Source organism: Streptomyces sp. YIM 98790, assembly GCF_011421595.1.
Classification (GTDB): domain Bacteria; phylum Actinomycetota; class Actinomycetes; order Streptomycetales; family Streptomycetaceae; genus Streptomyces.
Map to the genome: position 1 here is coordinate 52,247 of NZ_WTLH01000005.1, position 22,465 is coordinate 74,711.

The 22,465-nt window shown below is 72.4% G+C and carries 25 protein-coding genes; 7 read left to right on the forward strand and 18 right to left on the reverse strand.

What is annotated here, in order from left to right; all coding sequences use genetic code 11:
* Positions 1-35 precede the first annotated feature (35 nt).
* The 15 genes from GQS09_RS01780 to GQS09_RS01850 all read right to left on the reverse strand — a co-directional run bounded on the left by GQS09_RS01780 (position 36) and on the right by GQS09_RS01850 (position 15,120).
* Positions 36-839: an SAM-dependent methyltransferase gene (locus GQS09_RS01780; protein WP_165984158.1), complete on the reverse strand. Its 804-nt coding sequence runs from the start codon at positions 837-839 to the stop codon at positions 36-38.
* Complete coding sequence (locus GQS09_RS01785; protein ID WP_165984159.1) at positions 836-2,344, reverse strand: FAD-dependent monooxygenase; 1,509 nt, start codon at positions 2,342-2,344, stop codon at positions 836-838. The genes GQS09_RS01780 and GQS09_RS01785 overlap by 4 nt, the downstream gene beginning before the upstream one ends.
* A gap of 8 nt (positions 2,345-2,352) precedes the next feature.
* Positions 2,353-2,946 (reverse strand): NAD(P)H-dependent oxidoreductase, encoded by a 594-nt coding sequence (locus tag GQS09_RS01790; protein ID WP_207957355.1) that lies wholly within the window; start codon positions 2,944-2,946, stop codon positions 2,353-2,355.
* A 105-nt stretch (positions 2,947-3,051) separates the two neighbouring features.
* Positions 3,052-3,954, reverse strand: a complete 903-nt coding sequence (locus GQS09_RS01795; protein WP_165984161.1) for a putative sugar O-methyltransferase — start codon at positions 3,952-3,954, stop codon at positions 3,052-3,054.
* A 144-nt stretch (positions 3,955-4,098) separates the two neighbouring features.
* Positions 4,099-5,340 (reverse strand): MFS transporter, encoded by a 1,242-nt coding sequence (locus tag GQS09_RS01800; RefSeq protein ID WP_165984162.1) that lies wholly within the window; start codon positions 5,338-5,340, stop codon positions 4,099-4,101.
* A gap of 59 nt (positions 5,341-5,399) precedes the next feature.
* A complete protein-coding gene (locus tag GQS09_RS01805) occupies positions 5,400-6,161 on the reverse strand; it encodes an SDR family oxidoreductase (RefSeq protein ID WP_165984163.1) in 762 nt (253 codons plus the stop codon).
* 103 nt (positions 6,162-6,264) lie between these two features.
* Positions 6,265-7,734: an FAD-dependent monooxygenase gene (locus tag GQS09_RS01810; protein ID WP_313895945.1), complete on the reverse strand. Its 1,470-nt coding sequence runs from the start codon at positions 7,732-7,734 to the stop codon at positions 6,265-6,267.
* Entirely contained in the window at positions 7,731-8,684 is a 954-nt protein-coding gene (locus tag GQS09_RS01815) for an aromatase/cyclase (protein ID WP_165984164.1), read from the reverse strand. The genes GQS09_RS01810 and GQS09_RS01815 overlap by 4 nt, the downstream gene beginning before the upstream one ends.
* A 101-nt stretch (positions 8,685-8,785) precedes the next feature.
* Positions 8,786-9,571, reverse strand: a complete 786-nt coding sequence (fabG, locus tag GQS09_RS01820) for a 3-oxoacyl-ACP reductase FabG (RefSeq protein ID WP_165984165.1) — start codon at positions 9,569-9,571, stop codon at positions 8,786-8,788.
* Positions 9,572-9,646: 75 nt separating this feature from the next.
* Complete coding sequence (locus GQS09_RS01825) at positions 9,647-9,916, reverse strand: acyl carrier protein (RefSeq protein WP_165984166.1); 270 nt, start codon at positions 9,914-9,916, stop codon at positions 9,647-9,649.
* A gap of 1 nt (position 9,917) precedes the next feature.
* Positions 9,918-11,141 carry a ketosynthase chain-length factor gene (locus GQS09_RS01830; RefSeq protein WP_165984167.1) on the reverse strand — a complete coding sequence of 408 codons (1,224 nt, stop codon included), beginning with the start codon at positions 11,139-11,141 and terminating at the stop codon, positions 9,918-9,920.
* On the reverse strand, positions 11,138-12,406 hold the full coding sequence (locus tag GQS09_RS01835; protein ID WP_165984168.1) for a beta-ketoacyl synthase: 1,269 nt from the start codon (positions 12,404-12,406) through the stop codon (positions 11,138-11,140). The genes GQS09_RS01830 and GQS09_RS01835 overlap by 4 nt, the downstream gene beginning before the upstream one ends.
* Positions 12,403-12,732, reverse strand: a complete 330-nt coding sequence (locus GQS09_RS01840; protein WP_165984169.1) for a TcmI family type II polyketide cyclase — start codon at positions 12,730-12,732, stop codon at positions 12,403-12,405. The genes GQS09_RS01835 and GQS09_RS01840 overlap by 4 nt, the downstream gene beginning before the upstream one ends.
* Before the next feature lie 17 nt (positions 12,733-12,749).
* Positions 12,750-14,216: an FAD-dependent monooxygenase gene (locus GQS09_RS01845; protein ID WP_165984170.1), complete on the reverse strand. Its 1,467-nt coding sequence runs from the start codon at positions 14,214-14,216 to the stop codon at positions 12,750-12,752.
* A gap of 241 nt (positions 14,217-14,457) precedes the next feature.
* Positions 14,458-15,120 (reverse strand): TetR family transcriptional regulator, encoded by a 663-nt coding sequence (locus GQS09_RS01850; protein WP_313895946.1) that lies wholly within the window; start codon positions 15,118-15,120, stop codon positions 14,458-14,460.
* 442 nt (positions 15,121-15,562) lie between these two features.
* Between GQS09_RS01850 and GQS09_RS01855 the strand changes: the two genes are divergently transcribed.
* The 6 genes from GQS09_RS01855 (at position 15,563) to GQS09_RS01880 (ending at position 19,960) form a co-directional block, all read left to right on the forward strand.
* The gene (locus GQS09_RS01855; RefSeq protein WP_165984171.1) at positions 15,563-15,904 is read left to right on the forward strand and encodes a hypothetical protein; all 342 of its coding nucleotides are present in this window, start codon (positions 15,563-15,565) and stop codon (positions 15,902-15,904) included.
* Positions 15,901-16,347, forward strand: a complete 447-nt coding sequence (locus tag GQS09_RS01860; RefSeq protein ID WP_165984172.1) for a MerR family transcriptional regulator — start codon at positions 15,901-15,903, stop codon at positions 16,345-16,347. The genes GQS09_RS01855 and GQS09_RS01860 overlap by 4 nt, the downstream gene beginning before the upstream one ends.
* On the forward strand, positions 16,328-16,663 hold the full coding sequence (locus GQS09_RS01865; RefSeq protein WP_165984173.1) for a hypothetical protein: 336 nt from the start codon (positions 16,328-16,330) through the stop codon (positions 16,661-16,663). The genes GQS09_RS01860 and GQS09_RS01865 overlap by 20 nt, the downstream gene beginning before the upstream one ends.
* Before the next feature lie 13 nt (positions 16,664-16,676).
* Positions 16,677-17,231 carry a hypothetical protein gene (locus GQS09_RS01870; protein ID WP_165984174.1) on the forward strand — a complete coding sequence of 185 codons (555 nt, stop codon included), beginning with the start codon at positions 16,677-16,679 and terminating at the stop codon, positions 17,229-17,231.
* The gene (locus GQS09_RS01875) at positions 17,168-19,048 is read left to right on the forward strand and encodes a serine/threonine-protein kinase (protein WP_165984175.1); all 1,881 of its coding nucleotides are present in this window, start codon (positions 17,168-17,170) and stop codon (positions 19,046-19,048) included. The genes GQS09_RS01870 and GQS09_RS01875 overlap by 64 nt, the downstream gene beginning before the upstream one ends.
* 75 nt (positions 19,049-19,123) lie before the next feature.
* Positions 19,124-19,960: a class I SAM-dependent methyltransferase gene (locus tag GQS09_RS01880; RefSeq protein ID WP_165984176.1), complete on the forward strand. Its 837-nt coding sequence runs from the start codon at positions 19,124-19,126 to the stop codon at positions 19,958-19,960.
* Between the two features lie 59 nt (positions 19,961-20,019).
* On the opposite strand, the gene GQS09_RS01885 is transcribed toward GQS09_RS01880, so the two are convergent.
* Positions 20,020-20,214, reverse strand: a complete 195-nt coding sequence (locus GQS09_RS01885; RefSeq protein WP_165984177.1) for a helix-turn-helix transcriptional regulator — start codon at positions 20,212-20,214, stop codon at positions 20,020-20,022.
* Positions 20,211-20,648: a hypothetical protein gene (locus GQS09_RS01890; protein WP_165984178.1), complete on the reverse strand. Its 438-nt coding sequence runs from the start codon at positions 20,646-20,648 to the stop codon at positions 20,211-20,213. Before GQS09_RS01890 ends, GQS09_RS01885 begins: the two co-directional genes overlap by 4 nt.
* A 125-nt stretch (positions 20,649-20,773) precedes the next feature.
* On the opposite strand from GQS09_RS01890, the gene GQS09_RS01895 reads away from it, so the two are divergent.
* Positions 20,774-21,580: a nucleotidyltransferase domain-containing protein gene (locus GQS09_RS01895; RefSeq protein ID WP_165984179.1), complete on the forward strand. Its 807-nt coding sequence runs from the start codon at positions 20,774-20,776 to the stop codon at positions 21,578-21,580.
* A gap of 164 nt (positions 21,581-21,744) precedes the next feature.
* Here GQS09_RS01895 and GQS09_RS01900 read toward each other — a convergent pair whose 3' ends face one another.
* Positions 21,745-22,317 carry a hypothetical protein gene (locus GQS09_RS01900; RefSeq protein WP_165984180.1) on the reverse strand — a complete coding sequence of 191 codons (573 nt, stop codon included), beginning with the start codon at positions 22,315-22,317 and terminating at the stop codon, positions 21,745-21,747.
* Positions 22,318-22,465: the final 148 nt, after the last annotated feature.

Below are 22,465 nucleotides of genomic sequence, written 5' to 3' on the forward strand. Positions count from 1 at the left end.
GTGTCGTATTGCCGGCCGCGGTGCCGCGGCGGGACTCATCGGGGCTTCCGGGCGACACCGGCGTAGAGGTTGGACCGCCGGTCCGCACGTTCCGGGTGCTCGGGCCGCCACTGCGGGGTGAAGACCAGTCCCGGCTCGGCCAGTTCGAAGTCGCCGATAAGGCGGAGCACTTCGGCACGGGTGCGCGGGACGATCGGCGGGCGGCCGTTCGCCGTGAACATCGTGATCGCCGCGCGCATGGCTTCCGGGTCGTTGTCCCAGGTGAACGAGGACAGCGCGAGATAGCTGCCCGGGGCGAGCGCGGCGCGGTAGCGGGCGGTCAGTGCCCATGGGTCGTCCTCGTCGGGCAGGAACTGGGTCACTCCGAGCATCAGCAGGGCGACCGGGCGGGAGAGGTCCAGCAGCGCGCGCACCGGCCCGGCGTCCAGCACGGATTCCGGCTCCCGGATGTCGGCGCACACCATGGCGGCGCCCTCGTTGCCGCTCAGCATGAGCCGGCCGTGCGCCGCCGCGGCCGGTTCGCAGTCGACGTAGACCACCCGGGCCCGCGGATCGAGCCGCTGCGCCACCTCGTGCACGTTGCCCATGGACGGCAGCCCGGAGCCGAGATCCAGGAACTGCGTGATACCGGCCTCGGTCAGGAAGCGCACCACCCGGTGCAGATACTCGCGGTTGTCCCGCGACATCTCCCGGACGGGCAGCACGGTCAGCACCTGCTCGGCGACCTGCCGGTCGCAGGGGAAGTTGTGCACGCCGCCGAGGAGGTAGTCGTAGGTGCGGGCGGGGCTGGGGACGGAGGTGTCGATGTCGTCGGGTATCCAGTCGGTGATGCCGGTCATCTGTCTGTCTCCTTGGCAGCGGGGTGCCGGCGGGCGGGGGAGGGAGCGCCGAACCAGCGTTCCAGGGCCGTGTCCGGGGCCTGCTCGCTGCCCGGCGCCACCCAGGCGACATGGCCGTCCGGGCGGACGAGGACGGCCGAGGCACCGGCCGGCGCACCGGGCTTCTCCGGAGCGGCGAGGCGGCAGGTGACCACACGCACCCGGTCCGCCCACGGAGCCGCGGTGCGCCGCAGGCCGGCGTCGTCGGCGAGGTCGAGCAGCACACCCCGCGCGGGATGCAGCAGCTCGGCGGTGGTGGTCCTGCCTCCGGCGGTCACCACCGGAGTCGTCGGCATCCGCATGCCGAGCAGCGGATGGTCGCCCGGGCCGGCGTCGTAGCGGATGTCCAGGCCGGAGACCATGCCCGCCAGGTGGCGGGAGACCACGTCGTGGCGCACCAGCTCGGTGAGGAGTTCGCGGACCGGACGCATCTCGTCGCCGCCCAGGAAGATCCGTCCCTGGGCCTGGACATTCATCAGGAGCCGGGCGCCGACGGGATGACGCTCGCCGTGGTAGCTGTCGAGCAGTTGCCGGGTGCCGGTGCCGCGCACCACCGCCCCCAGTTTCCATCCGAGGTTGACCGCGTCCTGGATGCTGACGTTCATGCCCTGCCCGCCCGCGGGCAGGTGGACGTGGGCCGCGTCCCCGGCCAGCAGGACCCGGCCGCGGCGGTACTGGGCGACCAGGCGGCAGGGGTCGCCGAAGGCGCTGACCCAGACCGGCTCGGCGTGCGAGATGTCCTGGCCGGTGAGTCTCAGCCAGGCCGCGGCGACCTCCGCGTACGCGGGCGGGGAGGTGCGGCGGCGCGCCGGGGCGTCCCGTTCGGCGATGACGATGCGGTCGGTGTCGCCCGTCAGCCGGGAGGACATCACCATCCCGCCGGGCACGGTCTCCCCGATGGGACGGGGCCGGATGTCGCAGCCCCGGATGTCGGCCAGGAACAGTTCCCTGGTGGGCGCGGTGCCGGGGAAGTCGAATCCGGCCGACCTGCGGACCGTGCTGCGGCCCCCGTCGCAGCCGACGAGATAGGCGGCCCGGAGCCGCTCCACGGTGCCGTTCCGGCGGACCTCGGCGGTGACCGTGCCGCCGGTGTCGGTCACGGACAGGACCTCATGGCCGCGGCGGATGTCGGCGCCGAGCCCGGTGGCCCACTCCTCCAGGACGGCCTCGACCGTGGACTGGGCGATGCCCTTGACGCCGTAGTGCGCGCCGTCCAGCAGCGAGAAGTCCACCGGGACGCCGCCGAAGTGCCCCTGAGGGCTGGTCACGATCTCGCCGAAGCGGGGCAGCAGCCCGCGCTGGTCGAAGACCTCCATCGTGCGTGCGGAGAAGCCGAGCCCGCGGGACTGGCCGGTCCGCCCGGGCAGCCGCTCCAGGACGATCACGTCGGCTCCGGCGAGCCGCAGCTCGCCGGCGAGCATCAGGCCCGACGGGCCGGCTCCGACCACGATCACTGAAGAGTCCATGGCATTCCTCAGGCGTGGTAGGGGCGCTTGGCCCGCGCCTCACGAAGGGCCGTCGCCCACCAGACCAGCTGGTCGAGCATGGTCTTGGCCGCGGCGCTGCATCCCTGGGGTTCCTTCGGCCGCCCCTGGGGGTCGAAGCTCTGCACGCCGCCGTGGAAACTGACGGTGTCGCGGATGGTGACGGCGTGCAGCTCGGCGAAGACCTGCCGAAGCTGCTCGACGGCCCGCAGACCCCCGGCGATGCCGCCGTAGGAGACGAAGCCCACCGGCTTGGCGCGCCACTGCGACAGGTGCCAGTCGATCGCGTTCTTCAGGACGGCGGGAAAGCTGTGGTTGTACTCGGGGGTCACCACCACATAGGCGTCGGCCCGGTCGATGCGGGGCGATACCGTGTCCAGCACCTGGGCCATCTCCGGTGCGGGCGGACGCGTGGGCCCGGCCATGCTCAGCGGGACATCGGCCAGATCGATGACATCCAGCGCGAGGTCGTCCCGCTGCCGCGCCTCGCCCACGAACCACTGCGCCACCGTGGGCCCGAAGCGGCCGTTGCGGGAGCTACCGATGATCACCGCGACGGGGATGGGCGTGTCCGGCATGGTCATCCTTTCGACAGGCAGGTGAGCGACAGGCAGGTGAGCGGCGGGCGGGTGAGCGGCGGGCGGGTGAGCGGCGGGGGCCGGCGGGAGGCGGCGGGCTCGCCGGTGGGCTCAGCGCTTCCGGTAGAGGGCATGCCAGTACCAGGTGTACGGAGCCGCCCATGCGTCCGCGACGCAGTCCCAGTTCCCGCCGGGCCGGTAGGCCGTGGTGAACTTGCCCGCCTGGGCCCGGACCGCCCGGTTGTCGTTGATGTCGATGACGTCGGTCAGCGGCCCGGGGCTCATCGCCCGGGCGATGGCGTCCTCCCCCCGTGCGTGGCCGTCCAGGCTCTTGTCCATGTACTTGCCGACCGGGTTGTTCACGTAGAAGTGCCCGCAGTGCCGGTCGATGAAGGACAGGTAGAACCGGACGGTGTCCATGTCCATTTCGGCCAGCGAGTCGATATTGATGCACAGGTCGAAGGGAATCTCGGCCCGGAACCGGTCGAGCTCGTCGATCGGGATGAAGGAGATCTTCGTGAACTGTGCCTTCGGCAGGACGGTCTCCAGATACTTCCTGGAGATTTGCAGAGTGTTCGGCAGGTCGATGATGCGGTATTCCGCGATGTCGTGATTGGACATCATGGTGTGGCAGGTGCGTCCGTAGCCGGCGCCGATCTCCAGCACCCGGCTCCCGTCCGGGGAGAAGTTCCGGGTGAGGAAGTCGAGATCGAGCACGGCCCGGAGATAGTCGAGGCAGACCTGTTCGCCGTCGTAGGTGACGGTGTACGGGTTGCCGACCTCGCGGTTGCGGATCCGCCGCAGCCGTGCCCAGTTCTCCTCGCCGAGTGCGGCGGCGAGATTGAAGACCAGGGTTTTGAGATACCTGACACCGTTCGTCCGTACGTCGAAGTAGGTCAGCCGGTAGTTGACCTCCTCCCTCTTGAAGTTGGTCAGGTCGGATGTCGAGTCGGGATTGATGTGCGTCTCGGTGATGTGCTGCCACAGCGGATTCACGCGGGGCATCAGGGTCATGTGCGTCACCTGTCGTAGGCGGTGCGGGTTCAGGGGTGCCGAATCTCCGGGCGCCATTCCGGATCCAAGTATTTTCCCTGCGGTATTCGGCGGTCAAGCGTGCTTTTCCTGGGAACTTGCAATTCTCTGTGAAATTCCGTCAAATCAGGTCGTCGCGCGGCCGGGACCGGAGCCCCGGGAGCCCTTCCGCAGCCCGGTCAGCGCCACCAGCAGGCCGGCGGCGCCGACGGCGGTGATCAGGACCAGGGCCGGGCGGTACGCATCGCCGTCGTCGCCGAGCAGCAGCGCCACCTGGGAGAGCGTCAGCACCGCCCCGAGCTGTACGCCCGTCTGGTAGAGCGGCACGGCCTGTGCCCGGCTTCCGGCCGGCAGTCCGGAGGTCGCCTGCATGTTCAGCGGCGCAAAGGCGAATACGAAGCCGGCTCCCACCAGGAGCAGCGTGGGCAGCACCCCGGTGAGGTACGTCCCGGGTTCCGGGTCGCGAAGCAGCAGCAGGTACCCGGCGGCGGGCGCCAGGGCGCCCAGGGCGATGGGCCGGGCCGTGCCGAAGCGTGCCACCATGCGGCCCGCGAACGGGGCCGTGACGGCGACCGGAAGACATGCGGGCAGGAAGGCGAGAGCCGTCTGCAGCGGGCCCCAGCCCGGCCGCTGCTGGAGCTGGAAGCTCAGCAGCAGGAGCAGCCCCAGGTAGCTGCCGTTGAGCGTGGCCGCCCCGAGCGCCGAGCGCAGCAGCGTCCTCTCGGCCAGCAGGGCGGGCCGGAGCCGGTGCGCCTCCGGCCGTCCGGGATCCGGCGGGACCAGCCGGGCGCCCATGGCGAACAGCAGCAGCGCCACCGGCGCCGGGAAGAGGAACACCAGATGCCAGTCGGCGCCGGTGAGGATTCCGGAGAGCAGCAGCCCGGTGGTGAAGCCGATGCCGCCGAAGAGCGCGTACACCGAGACCGCCCGGCGCTGCGGCGGCCCGTCGGGGAACGCGGTGCTGATGATGGCCAGGCCGGCCGGGGCGGTCAGGGCCGCGCAGACGCCCTTGACGAAACGGGTGGCGATCAGCAGCGCCGCGCTGTCGGTCAGCCCTCCGGCCACCGAGGCGGCGGCGAAGACGAGCAGGGCGGCGAGGTAGACCCGGCGGCGTCCCCACCGGGCGGTGATCCGCGGGCCGAGCAGCAGGGTGGCGGCGAAGCCCAGGGCGAAGCCGCCCATCACCCACTGTACGGTCCACATCGAGAGCCCGAGGTCGGCGGCGATGGCGGGGAGCGCCACCAGCACCACCGACACCTCGAGCGCGTCGATGAGCATGTTTCCCGCGAGCACCAGCAGCAGTGCCCACATCCTGGGCTGCCAGGCGGCGGACGCGGAAGCGGAAGCGGATGAGGAGTGTGTCGTCATGGTGAGTGCACCGCCGGCGGTGGGAAGCGGGAACGGTGGGCGCGGCCGCGGGAGGGGTCTCAGCCCAGCAGGGAGCCGCCGCTGGCGTCGACGAACGCCCCGGTGATCCACCGGGCGTCGTCGCTGACGAGGAAGGCCACGATGTCGGCGACGTCGGCCGTCCGGCCCACCCGCTTGAAGGCCGAGAACTCGGCTATCTGCCGGACGGCCTCGGGGTCGTCGAAGACGGCGCTGCCGTTGTCCGTGATGCCCGGCGCCACGCTGTTGATGGTGATGTTGCGCGGGCCCAGATGCCGCGCGTAGTGCAGGGAGATCTGCTCGACCGCTCCCTTGGTCATGGAATAGGCGACTTCCTGCGGATTCGCGAAGCGGGTGAGGCCGGAGGAGATGTTCACGATCCGACCGCCGTCCGGCATGATCCCCACCGCGCGCTGGACGATGAAGAACGGTGCCTTGGCGTTCACCGCGAACAGCCGGTCGAAGAGCTCCGGGGTGACCTCCTCGGGCGGCAGTCCGCCCATGACGCCCGCGTTGTTGACGAGGATGTCCAGTGCGCCGGAGCCGGTGCGCTCGGTCAGTCCCTTCTCCAGAGCGGTGAACAGCGTGTCGATGTCGCCGGGGACGCCGAACTCGGCCCGGACCGCGAAGGCCCGGCCGCCGTCCGCCTCGATCCCCGCGACGACCTCCTGCGCGGCGTCGGCGTTGTTCGCGTAGTGCACCGCGACCAGCGCCCCTTCGCGTCCCAGCCGCCGCGCGGTGGCCCGGCCGATGCCGCGGCTGGCGCCGGTGACCAGTGCCGTGCGGTTGTCCAGTGTGCCCATGGTGTCCCTCCGAGACAGGTGAGTGCAGGGGAAACGGTCGGTGGTGCGGGTGCGGGTGCGGGTGCAGGTGCAGTGCGGCCCGGCGGGCCGGGAGCCCGGGGGCTCAGCCGCGTGCCGGCCGGCCGAACCAGGTGTGCAGGGCGCCCCGCAGCTCCGCGGCGCTGCCGTCGGCCCAGACGAGGTGGCCGTCCGGCCGGATCAGCGCGGCGGTGAAGCCGAGCGCGGGCGCCGCCGCGGACTCCGCGGGTACGGTGCGCACCCGGTCCGCCCAGGGGGCGGCCACCGTACTCAGCGCCGGGCTGCCGGTGAGGTCGAGCAGTACCCCGCGGCCGGGGCGGAGCAGTTCCAGGGTGGTGACGGGCCCGGCCCCGGTCTCCAGAAGGTGGTACGGCAGCCGGCTGCCGAGCAGCGGGTGGCCGCCCTGGCCCGCCTCGTACCGGATGTCCAGGCCGCCGATGGCCGCGGCCAGGTGCGACCGGGCCGTCGGCGTGGCCAGCAGCTCGCCGAAGACCTGACGGGCCGGGTCCGCACGCGGCCCGCCGAGGAGCAGCAGGGCCTGGGCGGCGATGTTGGTGAGCACCCGCCGGCCGACCGCGTGCCGTTCGTCGTGGTAGGTGTCGAGCAGGCGCGGTGCCCCCCAGCCCTTCAGCTCGGCGGCGAGTTTCCAGCCCAGGTTGGCCGCGTCCTGCAGACCCAGGTTGAGGGCCTGGCCGCCGACCGGCATCTGCTGGTGGGCGGCGTCGCCGGCCAGCAGGATGCGGCCCCGGCGGTAGCGGGTGGCCTGCCGGCGGGTGTTGTCGAAGGCGTTGAGCCACACGGCGGTGCCGTGGGAGATGTCCTCGCCGGTGATCCTGGCCCACGCCGCGGCCAGTTCGGCGAAGCCGGGCTCCCCCGTGCGGGAGCGGGGCGCCGTACCGTATTCGTGCAGCATGATCCGGGTGATGCCGCCGGGGCCCCGGGAGGCGATGGCCAGCCCCCGCGGATGCCGTTCGAAGCGCCGGTCCGGGATGTCCAGGCCGGCGACGTCGGCGCGCAGCAGTTCCTTGTCGGCTTCCTCGCCCGTGTAGTCGAAGCCGGCCAGCCGGCCCACGGTGGTCCGTTCGCCGTCGCAGCCGACGAGGTACCGGGCCCGCAGGGTCAGCGGGCCGCCCGGGGAAGCGGCCCGCACCGCCACCCCGCCGCGGTGTTCGGTGATGCCGGTGAGCTCGTGATCCCGGCGGATGCAGGCACCGAGTCCGGCCGCCCACCGGGCGAGCACCGCCTCGGTGCGGGACTGCGGGACCTTCCACAGACCCGGGAACGGGGCGGGCAGCGTCATGTCGAGCGGGATGCCGCCGAAGTGGCCGCGTGCTGCGCGTGGCGGTGTGCCCAGCGCGCCCACGAGACCCCGCTGGTCGAGCAGTTCCATGGTCCGGGCGTGCAGTGTGGAGGCCCGGGACTCGCCGGTCGGCTCGGCCAGCCGCTCCAGTACGGTGACCGGGACCCCGCCCAGGCGGAGCTCCCCGGCGAGCAGGAGGCCCACCGGGCCGGCACCGGCGATGACCACCCCGGTGCCGGTGTCCTGCCCGGTCACCGGTTCCGCTGCTCGGCGTAGGCCTTGGCGTGGCCGAGGGTCGCGCGGCTGTTGGCCCCCAGCGCGTCCCGCACGAAGGTGCGGGCCCGGACGACATCGGCGTCCGGGCCGAGGACGCGCGCGATGTTCTCCGTGTTGACGACCACCGTGTGCTCGGCCGTGGCGTGGATGCCGCCGCCCTGGGGGCGCAGCTCCCAGGAGCCGGTGTGCAGGGCCATCAGTGCGGGCAGGGTGGTCTGCTTGTAGACGATCCGGTGGTGCGGAAAACACACCCGGACCGACTTGGTGGTGTGCGTGGAGCCGTCCTTGGTGCGGGTGTCCATCTCCAGCAGCTGCAGACCCGGTGTGTCCTCCTGCATCGAGACGCGGGCCACGTGCGGCAGCCGTTCGGTCCACCGGTCGGCCTGGTACAGGAACTCGTAGACGTCCTCGGCGGAGCCGTCGATCTCGACGCTGTCGGTGAAGGACATCAGCAGATTCTGCTCGGCGGCGGCGGTCGCCTTCTCGATGTTGGACTTCAGGCCCGCCAGCTCGGTGCGGCTGTTGCTGTCCACGGCCCGGTCGATCCACTCCAGGCTCCGGGGGTCGTCGTCGATCGCCCGGAAGTCGTGCAGCAGCCGGATCCGGCTCTCGTTCTCGGAGAGCGGCTCGATCAGCCAGGCGCCGCCCATGCTCGCCACCGGGGGCGGCGAGACCTCCTGGCGGAAGTCGATGCGCAGTGCCTTCGGGTCCAGCCACCTGCGCGACGTCCAGTTCTTGGCCTCGCCGTTGGCCGTTGCCCAGATGCGTATCCGTTCCTCCTCCGCCGACCGCTCGACGCAGTCGACGAAGACGGTGGGGGGGAAGATGCGGGGCCAGTTCTCCACCTCGGCGAGCAGCCGGTAGACGGTGGACGCGGGGGCGAGCACGGTGATCTCGTGCTCCACCTCTCGGGTGTTCAGCTGCGCCATGTTCTCCTCCGTCGTCGTGCCAAGAGAGCCGGGTCATCGGGCACCCCGCGCGGCTGGCCGCCCGGCCCGTGGGGTGAACGGCGGCCGGGGCCGCCCGGTCGTCAGAAGTTGCCCAGCCCGCCGCAGACGTTGAGCGCCTGGGAGGTGATGGAGGCGGCCGTGTCGGAGGCGAGGTAGCCGACCAGGCCGGCCACCTCCTCGGGACTGGAGTAGCGGCCGAGCGGGATCTTGGCCTGGAACTTCTCCAGGATCGCCGCCTCGGTGGTGTCCCAGGCGGCGGCGTAGCCCTGGCGGACCCGCACCGCCATCGGGGTCTCCACATAGCCCGGGCAGACCGCGTTGACGGTGATGCCGGTGGGCGCCAGCTCGTTGCCGAGCGCCTTGGTGAATCCGACGACGCCGTGCTTGGAGGCCGAGTACGGCGCGCCCAGGACGACTCCCTGCTTCCCGGCGGTGGACGCGATGTTGATGATCCGGCCGCGGTTCTTCTCCCGCATGCCGCCGGTGGTGAGCACCTCGCGGGTCACCCGGAACACGCTGTTGAGGTTGGTGTCGATGACGTTGAACCACAGCTCGTCGGTGAGCTCGGCGGTCGTTCCGCCCCCGCTGCGGCCGGCGTTGTTCACCAGCACGTCCACCGCGCCGTAGCGGTCGACCGCGGCCCGGACGAACCGCCTGATGTCGTCGGCCGAACAGACGTCGCAGTGGGTGCCGTCCGCCTCGTGCCCCTCCGCCCGGAGGGCCTTGACGGTGTCGGCGACGTCGGCGGGCGTGCGGGCGCAGAGGAACACCCGGTGGCCCTGCCGGGCCAGAGTGCGGGCGCTGGCCAGTCCGATTCCGCTGGTGGCGCCGGTCACCAGGGCGTTCCGTGCTTGCTGATCGGGCATGTCTCCTCCTGCGGGTTGTCACGGTGGTGGCCCCTTGTGCCGCGGCGGCCGGCGCGGCAGGGACCGGTGCTCACATCAGGCCGGGTCGGGGCTGCGCAGTTCGGCGTTCACGAACTCCAGCAGCGCCCGCGGGGTCCTGGCCTGCGTCAGCGCCTCCTCGGAGAGCGTGATGTCGTATTCGCGTTCGATCCGGCCGCTGGCCTCCAGCAAGGCCAGGGATTCGTAGCCGAGGTCCGCGAACTCGGTGTCGAGGATGTCGCCGTCGAGATCCACGCCCTCGTCCTCACCCGCGCATTCGCGCAGGATCGTGGTGAGCTCCTCGACCGTCATCGTTCGGCCTGCCATGTCAGTTCTCCTGTTCCACGGCCCGCACGACCATGGCCGAATTGAATCCGCCGTGTCCGCGGGCGATCACCAGTACTGCGTGGACCGGCACCTGCCGGGGATGCCCGGTCACCAGGTCGAGCCGGTAGGCGGCGTCCGGCACGGTGTTGACGGTGGGCGGAATGACACCGTCCCGGATGGCCAGCAGTGCGGCGGCCACGTCAAGGGCCGCAGCGCCGGAGTACAGCCGCCCGGTCATCGTCTTGGGGGCCGTGACCGGGATTCCGTGCGGGCCGAACACGGAGCCGATGGCGTCGGCCTCGATCCGGTCCAGTTCGGGAATCGCGGCGGCGTCGGCGAAGACCGCGTCGATGGCTCCGGCACCCAGCCCGGCGTCGGCGAGGGCCAGCCGGATCGCCCTGGCCAGCCCGGGCTTCCTGCCGGTCCCCGGCCGCGGGTCGAAGGTCGCGCCGTAGCCCGCGATCTCCCCGTAGACCCGGGCACCGCGGGCCCGCGCCGAGGCGGCGTCCTCCAGAATGTGCAACGCCCCGCCCTCACCGGGCACGTAGCCGCACGCCGCCGCGTCGAACGGCAGGTAGGCGCGCCCGGGATCGCCGCTGCGGCTGAGCCGGCCGCCGGCCAGCTGCGCCACCCAGCCCCAGGAACAGACCGCGGCGTCCACACCTCCGGTGACCACCAGCCGGCTCCCGCCGCGGATCTCCCGCCGCGCCTGGGCGATGGCGTCCAGTCCGCCCGCCTGGTCGCTGACGAGTGCGCTGCCGGCACCCTGCATGCCGTGACGGATGGACACCTGGCCGGTGTTCACCGCGTAGAACCAGGCGAAGGACTGGTAGGCGCTGACATAGCGGTTGCCCCGGTGCCACATGTTCCGCAGCTCCTGCTGGCCGAACTCGAAGCCGCCCGAGGAACTGGCCGTCACCACTCCCATGTCGAAGCCGGGCAGCGTCGCGGGGTCCACTCCTGCGTCGTCGAGTGCCCATTCGGCGGCCACCAGAGCGAGGCGGGTCATGTGGTCCGTCTGCGGAATCAGCCTGCTCGGCAGCAGCTTCTCGGCGTCGAAGCCGGGCACCTCGCCGGCGAGCCGTGACGGGTAGCCGGAGGCGTCGAATCGTGCGATCGGCCGGATGCCGCTCGTGCCGGCCCTGGTGGCGGCCCAGAACTCCCCGGTGCCCAGCCCGTTGGGAGCGGTCACGCCGATGCCGGTGACCACCGCCGACGACGTCATCCGCGTTCCTTTCCTCCGGTCAGCACCATCGCGCTCTGGAACCCGCCGAATCCGCTGCCCACCGTCAGCACCGTGTCGGTCCGCTGCTCGCGGGCCGTGACCGGCACATAGTCCAGGTCGCATTCCGGGTCCGGAGCGGTGAGGTTGGCCGTCGGCGGCACCACGTCGTGGGTGATGGCCAGGACGGAGGCGGCGATCTCGATCGCGCCGATCGCGCCGAGCGAGTGGCCGACCATCGATTTGATCGAGCTCACCGGGGTGGTGTACGCGTGGTGGCCCAGGCTCCGTTTGAAGGCCGCGGTTTCGTGCCGGTCGTTCTGCTTGGTGCCGGAGCCGTGCGCGTTGACGTAGTCGATGTCCCGCGCGTCGACCCGGGCCCCGGCCATCGCCGCCCGTATCGCTTCGGCCATCTCCCGCCCGTCGGCCCGCAGCCCGGTCATGTGGTAGGCGTTGCAGCGGGAGGCGAAGCCGGCGATCTCCGCGTGGATGCGGGCTCCGCGCCGACGAGCCGCCTCCCGTTCCTCCAGGACGAACATGGCGGCGCCTTCGCCGAGGACGAAACCGTTCCGGGTGAGGTCGAAGGGCCGGGAGGCATGGGCCGCGTCGTCGTTGCGCGGGGTGGTGGCCTTGATGGCGTCGAAGCAGGCGACGGTGATGGGCGTGATGGGCGCGTCGGTGGCACCGGCGATCATCACATCGGCCGAGCCCTCGCGGATCAGCCCGGCGGCATGGCCGACCGCGTCCAGGCCGGAGGTGCACCCCGTGGACACCACGCCGGCCGGGCCCTCGGCGCCGGCCAGCCAGGCGACCTCCACGGCGAAGGAACTCGGTATGAAGTGGTTGTAGAGGTGCGGCTCCGCGTACGTGTGGTCGACCGGCTCCAGCCTTCCGTCGTCGCTCACCACCCGGTATTCGCGCTCCAGCGACGTGGAAGCGCCCACCGCGGTGCCGACCGTGACCCCCACCCGTTCCGGGGCGGTGTCCGGCAGCTCCAGCCCGCTGTCCGCGATGGCCTCACGCGCACAGACGACGGCGAACTGGGCGGCCCGGTCCATCCGCCGGATCTCCTGCGGGGACAGGCCGCCGGCCTCCGGGTCGAAGTCCGCCTCCGCCGCGACGCGGGAGCGGAACCGTGCGGGATCGAAGAAGGTGATGAGACGGGTGGCCGTACGGCCCTCGGTCAGCATCGCCCAGAAGCTCTTGGTGCCGATCCCGCCCGGCGCCACCACGCCGATACCGGTGACCACCACCCTGCGCCGGCTCATGCAGATTCCTGCCAGTGGTAGAAGCGGCTCGCGATGGCGTCGCCGGGGGACCGCCATGTACCGGGGTCGTAGGCGTTGATGAAGGGCTTGAGGTTCTTGCTGATCTCCACGAACAAGGGGTGCTCGCGGGCCGCCGCGATGGCCCGGTCGCCGTGCTCGGTCTCGAAGTCCTGGAGGTGGAAGTACAGGCCGTGATAGGTGAACAGCTCACGGCGCCGGGTGCCCATCAGCCGCGGCATCTCGGTGGCGTCGAAGGCGCTGAACAGCCGGACGACCTCGTCGGTGAAGGCAGGGTCCATCCTGCCCACGATCAGCGTGCTGTGCATGGGTGCTCCTCCTGGGTTCAGGCTGCGCCGAACCATGTCGTCAGCGCGGTCGGCAGGTCGTGTTCGCTCTCCGTCGTCCAGGCGACATGGCCGTCGGGACGGATCAGGACGGCGCGGGTGCCCGCGAGCAGGTCGCTCCGTTCGCCGGGGTAGTGGGGGAGCCCGGTGACGACGTCCACCCGGTCGGTCCAGGGACCGGCGCTGCGCCGCAGGCCGTCGTCGCCGGCGAGATCCAGCAGGACGCCACGTCCCGGGTGCAGCAGTTCGGTGGTGCTGGTCTTGCCGTCGGCACACACCAGCTCCACGTGCGGCATCCGGCAGCCGAGCAGGGGATGACCGCCTCCGCCGACGTCGTAGCGGATGTCCAGCCCGCTCACCATGCGGGCCAGGTGCAGGCGGACGTCGTGGTACTCCATCAGCTCGGTCAGCACCTCGCGCACCGGTTGCACCTCGTCACCACTGAGGAAGAGCAGGCCCTGCGCCTGGGTGTTCATCAGCAGCCGCCGCCCGACCGCGTGCCGCTCGCGGTGGTAGGTGTCCAGCAACTCCTCGCCCGCCGGACCGCGGATCACCGCCGCCAGCTTCCAGCCCAGATTGACCGAGTCCTGGATGCTCGCATTCATGCCCTGGCCGCCCGCCGGCAGATGGATATGGGCGGAGTCCCCGGCCAGCAGCACCCGGCCGCGGCGGTACTGGGTGACCTGCCGGGTGGCGTCGCCGAAGGCACTGACCCATACCGGCTCGGCGTGCGAGATGTCCTCGCCGGTCAGCCGCTGCCAGGCGGATGCCACCTCGGGGAAGTCCGGCGGCTGGGCGCGGCGCTGCGGCGGGGTGCCCCGTTCGCAGACGATGATGCGGGTGAGACCGTTCTCCAGCTCGCCGGACATGACCATACCGCCGGGCACGGTCTCGCCGATCAGGCGAGGCCGGAGCCGGACACCGCTCAGATCGGCCAGGAACATCTCCATGGTGGCCGCGGTTCCCGGGAAATCGAAGCCGGCCGCCTTGCGGACGGTGCTCCGGCCGCCGTCACAGCCCACCAGGTAGCGGGCGCGCAGACGATGGATGCCCGCCGGCCCGCTGACCTCCACCGTGACGCCTTCGGTTTCCTGGGCGAGGCCGAGCACCTCGTGGCCGCGGCGGATGTCCGCCCCGAGCCCGGCGGCCCATTCCTCGAGGATTTCCTCCGTCCTCGACTGGGGAACGGTCTTGTTTGCCAGCCAACGGCTGTCGAGAATGCCGAAGTCCAGGGGAAGCCCGCCGAAATGCCCGGCGCTGCTCGTTTCCAGGGAGCCGAACCTGGGCATCAGCCCTCGCTGGTCGAACACCTCCATGGTGCGGACGGTGAAACCAAGGCCACGGGACTGCCCGGTGCGCTGGTCGAGTCTTTCCAGAACGATGACGTCGACACCGCCCAGACGAAGCTCGGCGGCGAGCATCAGACCTGCGGGACCGGCGCCGACGACGATGACCGAGGCGTCCATGGCACCTCCGTTCCGCGATTGTGTGACCAATGGTCTTCTCCTCCCGTACGGTCTCCCGGCACCGTTCTCGAAACCAGTAATGAGTTTCTGCAGAGCGGGGCCGGGATTCAATGCCACCCGGGTCAGAAGTGCGTCAATTAACTTCCTATTCCGGTGCATTGCATGGCGGGAGTGCCGCGGGAATGTCAGAGGAGCGAAAAATGAACGGAGTCTCCGTCGTTTCCGCGGCCGGGGGTGAGGATCACGGAACCGTCAGCGCGAGCGCGCCGGCGATGGCCCCGAAGGCTTCGTCGACGCGGCGGGCGAGCATGGCCCGGCCGCCCTGGCCGCGCCGGCCGGCACCCTCCCCCCGGCCCGCCGTCCAGTTCTTGGCCCCGACGCGGTACGCACCGAGGGTGATCTCGCCGAGGAGGCGCAGACGCGGGTCGGTGCGTCCGTCGGCGCCGAGCTTCTCCTCCAGCAGGGCGACGAGTCGCTCCTGCGTGCTGTCGGCGACCAGCAGGCTGTGATGGCGCAGCGCGGGCGTGGTGGCGATCAGCCGACGGGTGGCCAGGAAGCGTCGGTCCCAGTCGTCGTCCATGCCGGTGATGGCCCGGCACAGCGCCGCACGCAGCCCGGCCAGCACCTTGCCGTGGAGTTCGGTGCGCGCGAACTCGCCGAGGTACGCCTCCCACAGTTCCGCTTCGGCGGCGACAGCCACCGACTCCTTGCAGGAGTAGTACCGGAAGAAAGTCCGTTTGGAGATCTCCGCGCGCTCCGTGAGGTCCTCCAGGGTCACGCGCTCGAAGCCATGCGTGCTGAACTGCTCCAGGGCGACGGCGGCCAGGGTGCGGCGGGTGTGCTGCTTCTTGCGTTCACGCAGGGGCAATGCCCGGTCATCCGGGAGCCGGGGGGTGGTCGCCACGGTCCCTCACCCTACGGGCAACCTCGTGGACCGGGCCATGATCAGCCCTCGGCCCCCCTCGGCCCGCGGCGCTCGGCGTCACTCTCGTCACATGCGCCGCCGCCGCGGATGCGTGCGAGCCGGGTGCGGGCCGAGCCGCGGTCGGTCGTGAGCGGAGGGCGGTCGGCCCGGGCCGGGAACTGCACGGGCCGTGGCGCTCGTCGTGACGACGCATCCGGGCCGGCAGGACGCGTTGATACGGACGGGCGGAGCCGGGACACGAGAAACCGGAGCCCGTCCGCCGCCGCGGCAATCACGTACCGGAGACCTTCGCCGGAGGACCGGCCCGTCGGCCTCCGGCACAACCGGGCGGTGACCGGGGCTTGCATCCGGTACCCGGGTACAGGTTTACCGTCGATGGCAGCCGGGGCTTCCCGGGGCCGCGATGACGGGAGTGAGCGCGATGACCGACCTGGAATGGGTGCCGCAGTCCTGCACCCTGCCGACAGCGGAGCGGCCCCTGCGGGTGGCGGAGTGGGATGGCCTGCTCGCCGGGCGCCTGACGGAGATGCACCGGGCCGGGCCGCTGCACCTGCGCCTGGTGCTGTCCGGCGGTGCCGGTGTGCGCGAGCAGGTGCGGGATCTGGCCGGGCGGGAGAGCGGCTGCTGCCCGTTCTTCGCCTTCACCACCCTCGCCGACGGCACCCGGATACTGCTCGACATCGCGGTGGACCAGGCGCACGAGCCGGTGCTGGACGCCGTGGCGGAGCGGGCCGGCGCCCTGATGGCCGGGGGACGGCCGTGAACGAGGGCCTCCGCAGTGGTCAGGTCGCCCAGGCGGCCGGGGTGAACATCCAGACCCTGCGCTACTACGAACGGCGCGGCCTGCTGGCCGAACCTGTCCGCTCGCCGGGCGGTCACCGCCTGTACGGCGGCGAAGCGGTGACCGCACTGCGCGTGATCAAGGCGGCCCAGCGTCTGGGCTTCACCCTGAACGAGGTCGCCGAGCTGCTGGAGACCGGCCGCCACCGGCACGGCCGTGCGGTCCCCGGCCTGCAGGAGCGCGCGAAGGCGAAGCTCTCCGAGGTCGACGCGAGGATCGCCGATCTGACCACCATCCGCTCCGCCCTGGCCGACGCCGTCGCGGCGGGATGTGACGACCTGGCCGCCTGCGCCGGCAGCGAGGGCTGCCCGCTCCCCTTCACCGGTCTCGCCGAGGAGAACCGCCATGCCGGCCCCTGCTGCTGACCTGCGCCCCCGCCGGGCCCCGAAGGCCCTGGCCGGCCTGGCAGGGCTGGCAGGGCTGGCCTGCGTGGCATGCTGCGCGCTGCCCGTGCTGCTCACCGCGGGCGTCGTCGGCGCCGGGGCTTCGGCCTTCGCGGCCAGGCTGCCCGCCCTCGCCCTCGCCCTCGCCGCGGCCGCGCTCGCCGGAGCCGCGTGGTGGTTCGCCCGGCGCCGCGGCGCCTCGTGCTCCTGCGCCCGCACGGGCCCGGAGGACGGCGGATGCGGCTGCCCGGCGGGAACCGTCCCGATGGGGCCGCCCCGCCCCCGCCACTGGCCCTGAACCGAGGAAAGGCGTGACGAACGACGCCACCGTCCCGGTGCCGGCCGACGGCGACGGCCGGGTGCCGGACTTCGTGCTCGGCCTGCCCGAGGGCAGCCGCCAGGACCGCCACGACGACAGCATCGGCGGCGGCCTGGCGGAGGGCCACGAGGAGAGCTGCGCCCCGCTGGTCCGGCAGGCGGCCGGCGACCATGCGCCAGAGCTGACGGTCTGCGCGCTGAACACCGCCTGCGCCGTTGACGAGACCGAGTGCACCGGCTCCTGCGAGGAGTACGACGAGCCCTTCGCCGTCATCACGCTCGCCTCCCCGGCCGACCCCGAGTACCCGTCCTGGTCTTCACCTCCCGGCCCGCCGGACTCCCGCCGGAGGAACTCGAGTTCCTCGTCACCGGAGACCTCACGCTTCCCTGAGCGCCGCGGGCCGGCTTTCTCTACGGTGGTGGTGAGCGGGAGCCGGGGCCCGGTGCCGGGACCGGGGAGGGACGGGCGAGCGGAGGGGATTCGATGGGCGGACCACTGGGGCCGGGCGGCGCGACGCCGGAACGGCTCGGGCCCTTCGAACTGTTGAGAGAGCTGGGCGCCGGGGGCATGGGCAGCGTCCACCTGGGCCGCCGGGCGGGCAGCGGCTATCTGGTGGCCGTCAAGACGGTGCGGCGGGAGCTGTGTGAGCAGCCCGGCTACCGGCAGCGCTTCGCCCGGGAGATCGAGGCCGCGCAGGCCGTGCAGAGCGTCTACACCCCGCGCGTCATCGACGCCGACCCGGACGGCGATCCGCCGTGGCTGGCGACCGAGTTCATCAGCGGCCCGAATCTGGCGGAGCATCTGGCCGGGCACGGGCCGCTGCCGGAGGGCCACACGCGGGTGCTCACGGCGTGCCTGGCCGAGGCGCTGGCCGGCATTCACGCCGCCGGGATCGTGCACCGCGACATCAAACCGGCCAATATCATCCTCGCCGAGGCCGGGCCGCGCATCGTCGACTTCGGCATCGCCCGTGTCGTGGCGGCGGACGGGCTGACGTCGACCGGCGTGCTCGCCGCCACCCGCAAGTACGCCTCGCCCGAGCAGATCCTGGGCCAGGAGGCGGGCCCGCCCAGCGACATGTTCTCGCTCGGCATCGTGGTGGCCGAGGCCATGGGCGCCGGGGTGCACCCCGGGGACGGACAGCCGGTGGCCGTACGGGTCATCGACGGTGCCCCGCCGGAGCTGTCCGGCATGCCGGAAGACCTCCGGGGTCTGGCGGCGCGCTGCCTGGCCCGGGTGCCGACGGCCCGTCCGGAACCCGCCGCGGTGAGCGGCGCGCTGGGCCCGCTGCCTCTGCCCCAGTCCGGCGGCCACCGCTGGCAGCCCGGCCCGCCCCCGGCCTCACCTGCCTCGTATCCGTCCGGCCCGCCGGGCGCGGCGCACACCGCCCCGGCCCCGGTCCGGCCCGGGACAACCGTCGACCCGGCCGCCGCCACCGCCGGCTCGGTGCGCCCGCCCGCACCCGTCACCCCGCCGCCCGGCCCGGCCGGACCGTTCACCGGCCACCCGGGGAATGCCGGGCCGCCGCCGTCCTCGTCCGCCGTGTCCGGCCCGGCGGCGGCCCGCCGCCGGCTGCCCATGGTGCTCGGCAGCGCGGTGGCCCTGGCCGCGGTGGTGGCCGGCGGCACGCTGGCCTACGGCGCGCTCAACGGCTCCGGCAGCCCGGGCGGGGGTCCTCAGGCCCCTGCACCGGAACCGCCGGAGTTCACCGCGGGAGCGCTGGGGACCTCCCGCTACCAGGGCCCCGGGGACTACTGGGCCGAGGTGACCTCGGTACAGCAGGACGGCCACACCGTCACGTTCGGGCTCAAGGCGCGGGGTGCGGAGGATCTGCGTCCCCCGCAGAGTTCCTGCCTGGAGGTGGACGGACCGGACGGCACCTTCACCGTCGCGCCGCACGCCTGGCGGGCCGGTGTGGAGGAACCGGGCGCCTTCGAGGGGGAGCTGACCTTTCCGCTGCTGGTCAGCGGCAGCTACGCCTTCCGCTACTCGTGCCGGGGCGACTATCCGGCGCTCCCCGCCGGGGAGGCGACGGTGCCCAGCGCCGGGGTCTCCCGCCACGGCACGGGCCGGTATTTCGCCGTGGCGCTCTCCGTGGACCGCACCGCGGAGGGAACCGAGATCCTCTTCGGGGCGGCGGGCCCGCCGGATCTGCGCGAGCCCGGGACCTCCTGCATCACCACGGCAGGGGACGGCCCCGTCCGCCCGCGGGTCGCCCTGGACCGGGCGGACACCGACCTGACCGCCTTCTACCTGGGCACCATGACCTTCGACGCCGCACCGGAGGCCGGCCTCTTCACCTATTCCTGCCTCTCCGACTACACCGGCATCCCCCTGCCGCCGCCACGCGACGGCTCCTCCTGAGCGCCCTGACCCGTCCCGCCCCGCCCCCTGGACCGTGCCTGCCGGCGCGGCCTGCCGAAGCCGGAGGACTGAACCATGACCGCACCCCGCATCGAGCCGGGCACCGTGCAGGAGACCCTGCTCATACCTCTCTACGGCCGCGCGGTCGACCACGCCCGCGAAGAACCCGTACTGCGCGACGCCCTCGCCGCCCGGCTGGTCGAGGCCGTCGACTACGACTTCACCCCCTTCGACGGCGTGCCCAGCCTGCTCGGCGCCGTCCTGCGGACCGCCCTGTTCGACCACTGGACCCGGCAGTTCCTGGACGACCACCCCGACGGCACGGTCGTCGAGATCGGCACCGGCCTGAACACCCGCTACGAACGGGTGGACAACGGCCTGGCCACCTGGTTCGAACTCGACCTGCCCGATGTGATGGAACTGCGCCGCGCCCTCATCCCCGGCTCCCCGCGCCGTACGGGACTCGCCCACTCCGTCACCGACCCGGAATGGACCCGGGCCGTGGCGGCGGCCCGCCCGGCACCGGACGCCCCCCTGCTGCTCAGCGCCGAAGCCGTCCTGCCCTTCCTGACCGAGGAGGAGGCCCGCGCCACCCTGACCATGATCGCCGCCCGGCTGCCGGGCGCCTGGCTCGCCCTGGACACCGCCGGCCCGGCCATCGTGGACACCCAGGACTCCCACGACGCCCTCGGCAAGGTCCAGGCCAGAATGCGCTGGTCCTGCCCCGGCCCCGAGGCGCTCACCGCCTGGCTGCCCGGCGCCCGCCCGCTCGCCACGCACACCCTGTCCACGCTCCCGGCGGAGTTCACCGACCGTCTCCCCGGCTGGTGCCGTGAAACCCTCACCGACCTCGCCGCCCGGCGCCTGCCCCAGGTCGAGGAGTACCGCCTCGGCCTGCTCCGCCTCCCCTGAGTGCCCGGCGGATCAGGGCTTCTCCAGCGCACCCATGACCTGATGCCGGGTCATGGGCGTCATGGATCGTAGAGGAAGAGCTCCTCGATCTTCATGTCGAAGAGCTCGGCGAGACGGAAGGCGAGGGGAAGGCTCGGGTCGAACTTCCCGGTTTCGATGGCGTTGATCGTCTGCCGGGACACGCCTGCACGCCGGGCCAGGGCGGCCTGCGTCCAGCCGCGCTCGGCGCGAAGGTCCGTGATGCGGTTCTTCATCGGTAGCGGACCTTGCCGGCGACGAAGGCGAGCACGAAGACGACTCCCATGAGCGCGGGGAAGACGGCGATATCGACGTCGTGGACGACGAGGCTCGTGGAGTCCGCGACGACATAGGCGAATCCGGCGACCCATCCCACGCCCAGGGTGACCGCCAGCGCATCCTGCATGATCTTCCGTTGCAGCTCATCCAGCGCGCCGAGAAAGCGCGTCCAGGCGACGATCCAGCCGGTGCCGACGGCGAGATTCACGGCGACAGCGGCCCAGCTCGCCGCCCGCGGTGGCGGGTCCCACAGGAGTTCCGGGCCGAACTTGGCCAGGGCAAGGGTCGCCGTCCAGGCGAGTGTCCAGAACACGAGTCGGCCGGTGGCCCTGAGCTCGGTGAGTGCTTGCACGATTCCCGCCCTCGATGTGATGTCAAGTGTGCTTGACACGTTACGAGGTGCCCGCCGTGATGTCAAGTAAACTTGACATGCCTGGCCGGGCGGCCGGTGGTGTCGGCCGGCGTCGTCGGGAAAACCGCTCGGCGGAACACAGCGCCACGGGGCACAGTGATCCCATGAACGCGCGAGGGCTGGATGCCGACGGGACGATCGCACGCGAAGGTCATCCGGATCGCGTGCCGGCAGCCTTCGCCCCCGTCGTCGAAGCCCTCCGCCTCCACCTCACCGGGACGTTCGGCAGCACCCGGCTGCACAGCGCCTACCTCTACGGCAGCGTCCCGCGCGGCACCGCGATCCCCGGGACCTCCGACCTCGACGTCCTGCTCGCCCTCCACGACGAGCCCACGGACGCCGACCGGGCCGCCGCCAAGGCCGTCGAGGCGGCACTCGACGAGGCGTTCCCCCAGATCGACGGGGCGGCGATCGGGCTGCTGAGCACTCCAGCGGTGCTGAGCGACCTCGAACGCCACGACCTGGGCTTCATGGTCGCCTGCCTCTGCACGCCGCTGTCGGGAGAGGATCTGGCGGATCACCTGCCCCGCTACCGCCCGACGTCCCTGCTCGCTCGCGAGACGAACGGCGACCTCGCCCTCGTGCTGCCGCACTGGCGCGCCCGTGCCGCCGCGGCCGCCACCGACGCCGAGCGCAGGACCCTCAACCGAGGCGTGGGACGCAAGCTCGTCCGTTCCGGGTTCACGCTGATCATGCCCCGCTGGGGCGGCTGGACCAGCGACCTCAGCGAGGCGGCCGGACTCTTCGGCCGTCACTACCCCCGGCGCGCCGAGCAGATGCGCACGGCCGCGGCCACCGCCCGCACCCCCTCGGCCGATCCGGCGGTGCTCAGCATGCTCGTCGAAGACCTGGGCCCGTGGCTCGCAGCCGAATACACGGCCGTCCACGGCGAGAAGACGCCCCGTCCATGAACGGGACCCCGGAGCACGCCCTCGCGCTCCGGCGCCCGTCCGCGGGCCGGCGCACAGATGGCGGGGGCCGGGCGAACGGAGAGCGGTCCACGGGCGCGCCGTCGTGCCTCGCCGGCATCCCGGGCCCGGAAGCGGCATCGCGGACGAGGTCCCGGCCTGCTCGTTCAGGACATGTACAGCGACTGGAGCCGGGTCACCTGACCCTCCCCGTCGAAACTCAGGTCGTACCCCAGGCCCGGGCGGGCCGAGGACGACTGGGCCGTCAGCCGGCTGACGAACTCGGCCCGGGAGTATGACGCGGGATGGGCGTCATCGCCGAGCGGGACCGACAGCAGCACCTGGGCGTCCTCCGCCATGGGCACCGTGCTGTAGGGACCCTCCCCCGGGACGATCACCCATGCCTCGTACGGCTCCGTGATCGCCTCCTTCCGGGCGGGCCGCACCGACAGGTAGGTCCGTCCGTCGCGGGTCCAGGCGTCATCGATCTGCACGAACTGCTTGGTGCCGGCCCAGGGGGCCGCACCGTCCGGCGCCGAGGTGCCGTCCGGGTCCGTGCCGCCGCCCGGCGTGGGGGGCGAGACCGTCTCGCCGGCCGGGGCGGAAGGCGTCGCCGACGTCCCCGGGGCGGTGGCGTCCGCCGGCCCGCCGCCCCCGCCACTGCACCCGGTCAGCGCGACGGCGCTGAAGGCGAGTGCGGTGAGGCAGCGCAGGACGGCCCGGCGGCGTGAGGCACACATGGTCAACGTTCCTCCTGGGATCAGGTGCGATCGGCATACACGCCCTCTACGCGCCACTCCGCTCCCGGGGTTGCATCCCGATCCGCGTCCCCTCCTGCCCGCCCGGGGCACCGAGGGCGGCCCTGACAGGGCCGGCCCTGACGGCGAT

Excerpts from the sequence above, each read along its gene's own strand:
- GQS09_RS01865 (WP_165984173.1), top strand. The coding sequence starts at position 16,328 with ATGCCGGCCCCTGCTGCTGACCTGCGCCCCCGCCGGGCCCCGAAGGCC.
- GQS09_RS01895 (WP_165984179.1), top strand. The coding sequence starts at position 20,774 with ATGAACGCGCGAGGGCTGGATGCCGACGGGACGATCGCACGCGAAGGT.
- GQS09_RS01805 (WP_165984163.1), bottom strand. The coding sequence starts at position 6,161 with ATGGGCACACTGGACAACCGCACGGCACTGGTCACCGGCGCCAGCCGC.
- GQS09_RS01785 (WP_165984159.1), bottom strand. The coding sequence starts at position 2,344 with ATGGACTCTTCAGTGATCGTGGTCGGAGCCGGCCCGTCGGGCCTGATG.
- fabG (WP_165984165.1), bottom strand. The coding sequence starts at position 9,571 with ATGCCCGATCAGCAAGCACGGAACGCCCTGGTGACCGGCGCCACCAGC.
- GQS09_RS01800 (WP_165984162.1), bottom strand. The coding sequence starts at position 5,340 with ATGACGACACACTCCTCATCCGCTTCCGCTTCCGCGTCCGCCGCCTGG.
- GQS09_RS01880 (WP_165984176.1), top strand. The coding sequence starts at position 19,124 with ATGACCGCACCCCGCATCGAGCCGGGCACCGTGCAGGAGACCCTGCTC.
- GQS09_RS01835 (WP_165984168.1), bottom strand. The coding sequence starts at position 12,406 with ATGAGCCGGCGCAGGGTGGTGGTCACCGGTATCGGCGTGGTGGCGCCG.
- GQS09_RS01780 (WP_165984158.1), bottom strand. The coding sequence starts at position 839 with ATGACCGGCATCACCGACTGGATACCCGACGACATCGACACCTCCGTC.
- GQS09_RS01840 (WP_165984169.1), bottom strand. The coding sequence starts at position 12,732 with ATGCACAGCACGCTGATCGTGGGCAGGATGGACCCTGCCTTCACCGAC.
- GQS09_RS01900 (WP_165984180.1), bottom strand. The coding sequence starts at position 22,317 with ATGTGTGCCTCACGCCGCCGGGCCGTCCTGCGCTGCCTCACCGCACTC.
- GQS09_RS01830 (WP_165984167.1), bottom strand. The coding sequence starts at position 11,141 with ATGACGTCGTCGGCGGTGGTCACCGGCATCGGCGTGACCGCTCCCAAC.
- GQS09_RS01825 (WP_165984166.1), bottom strand. The coding sequence starts at position 9,916 with ATGGCAGGCCGAACGATGACGGTCGAGGAGCTCACCACGATCCTGCGC.
- GQS09_RS01790 (WP_207957355.1), bottom strand. The coding sequence starts at position 2,946 with ATGACCATGCCGGACACGCCCATCCCCGTCGCGGTGATCATCGGTAGC.
- GQS09_RS01815 (WP_165984164.1), bottom strand. The coding sequence starts at position 8,684 with ATGGCGCAGCTGAACACCCGAGAGGTGGAGCACGAGATCACCGTGCTC.
- GQS09_RS01875 (WP_165984175.1), top strand. The coding sequence starts at position 17,168 with ATGGGCGGACCACTGGGGCCGGGCGGCGCGACGCCGGAACGGCTCGGG.
- GQS09_RS01795 (WP_165984161.1), bottom strand. The coding sequence starts at position 3,954 with ATGACCCTGATGCCCCGCGTGAATCCGCTGTGGCAGCACATCACCGAG.
- GQS09_RS01855 (WP_165984171.1), top strand. The coding sequence starts at position 15,563 with ATGACCGACCTGGAATGGGTGCCGCAGTCCTGCACCCTGCCGACAGCG.
- GQS09_RS01885 (WP_165984177.1), bottom strand. The coding sequence starts at position 20,214 with ATGAAGAACCGCATCACGGACCTTCGCGCCGAGCGCGGCTGGACGCAG.
- GQS09_RS01845 (WP_165984170.1), bottom strand. The coding sequence starts at position 14,216 with ATGGACGCCTCGGTCATCGTCGTCGGCGCCGGTCCCGCAGGTCTGATG.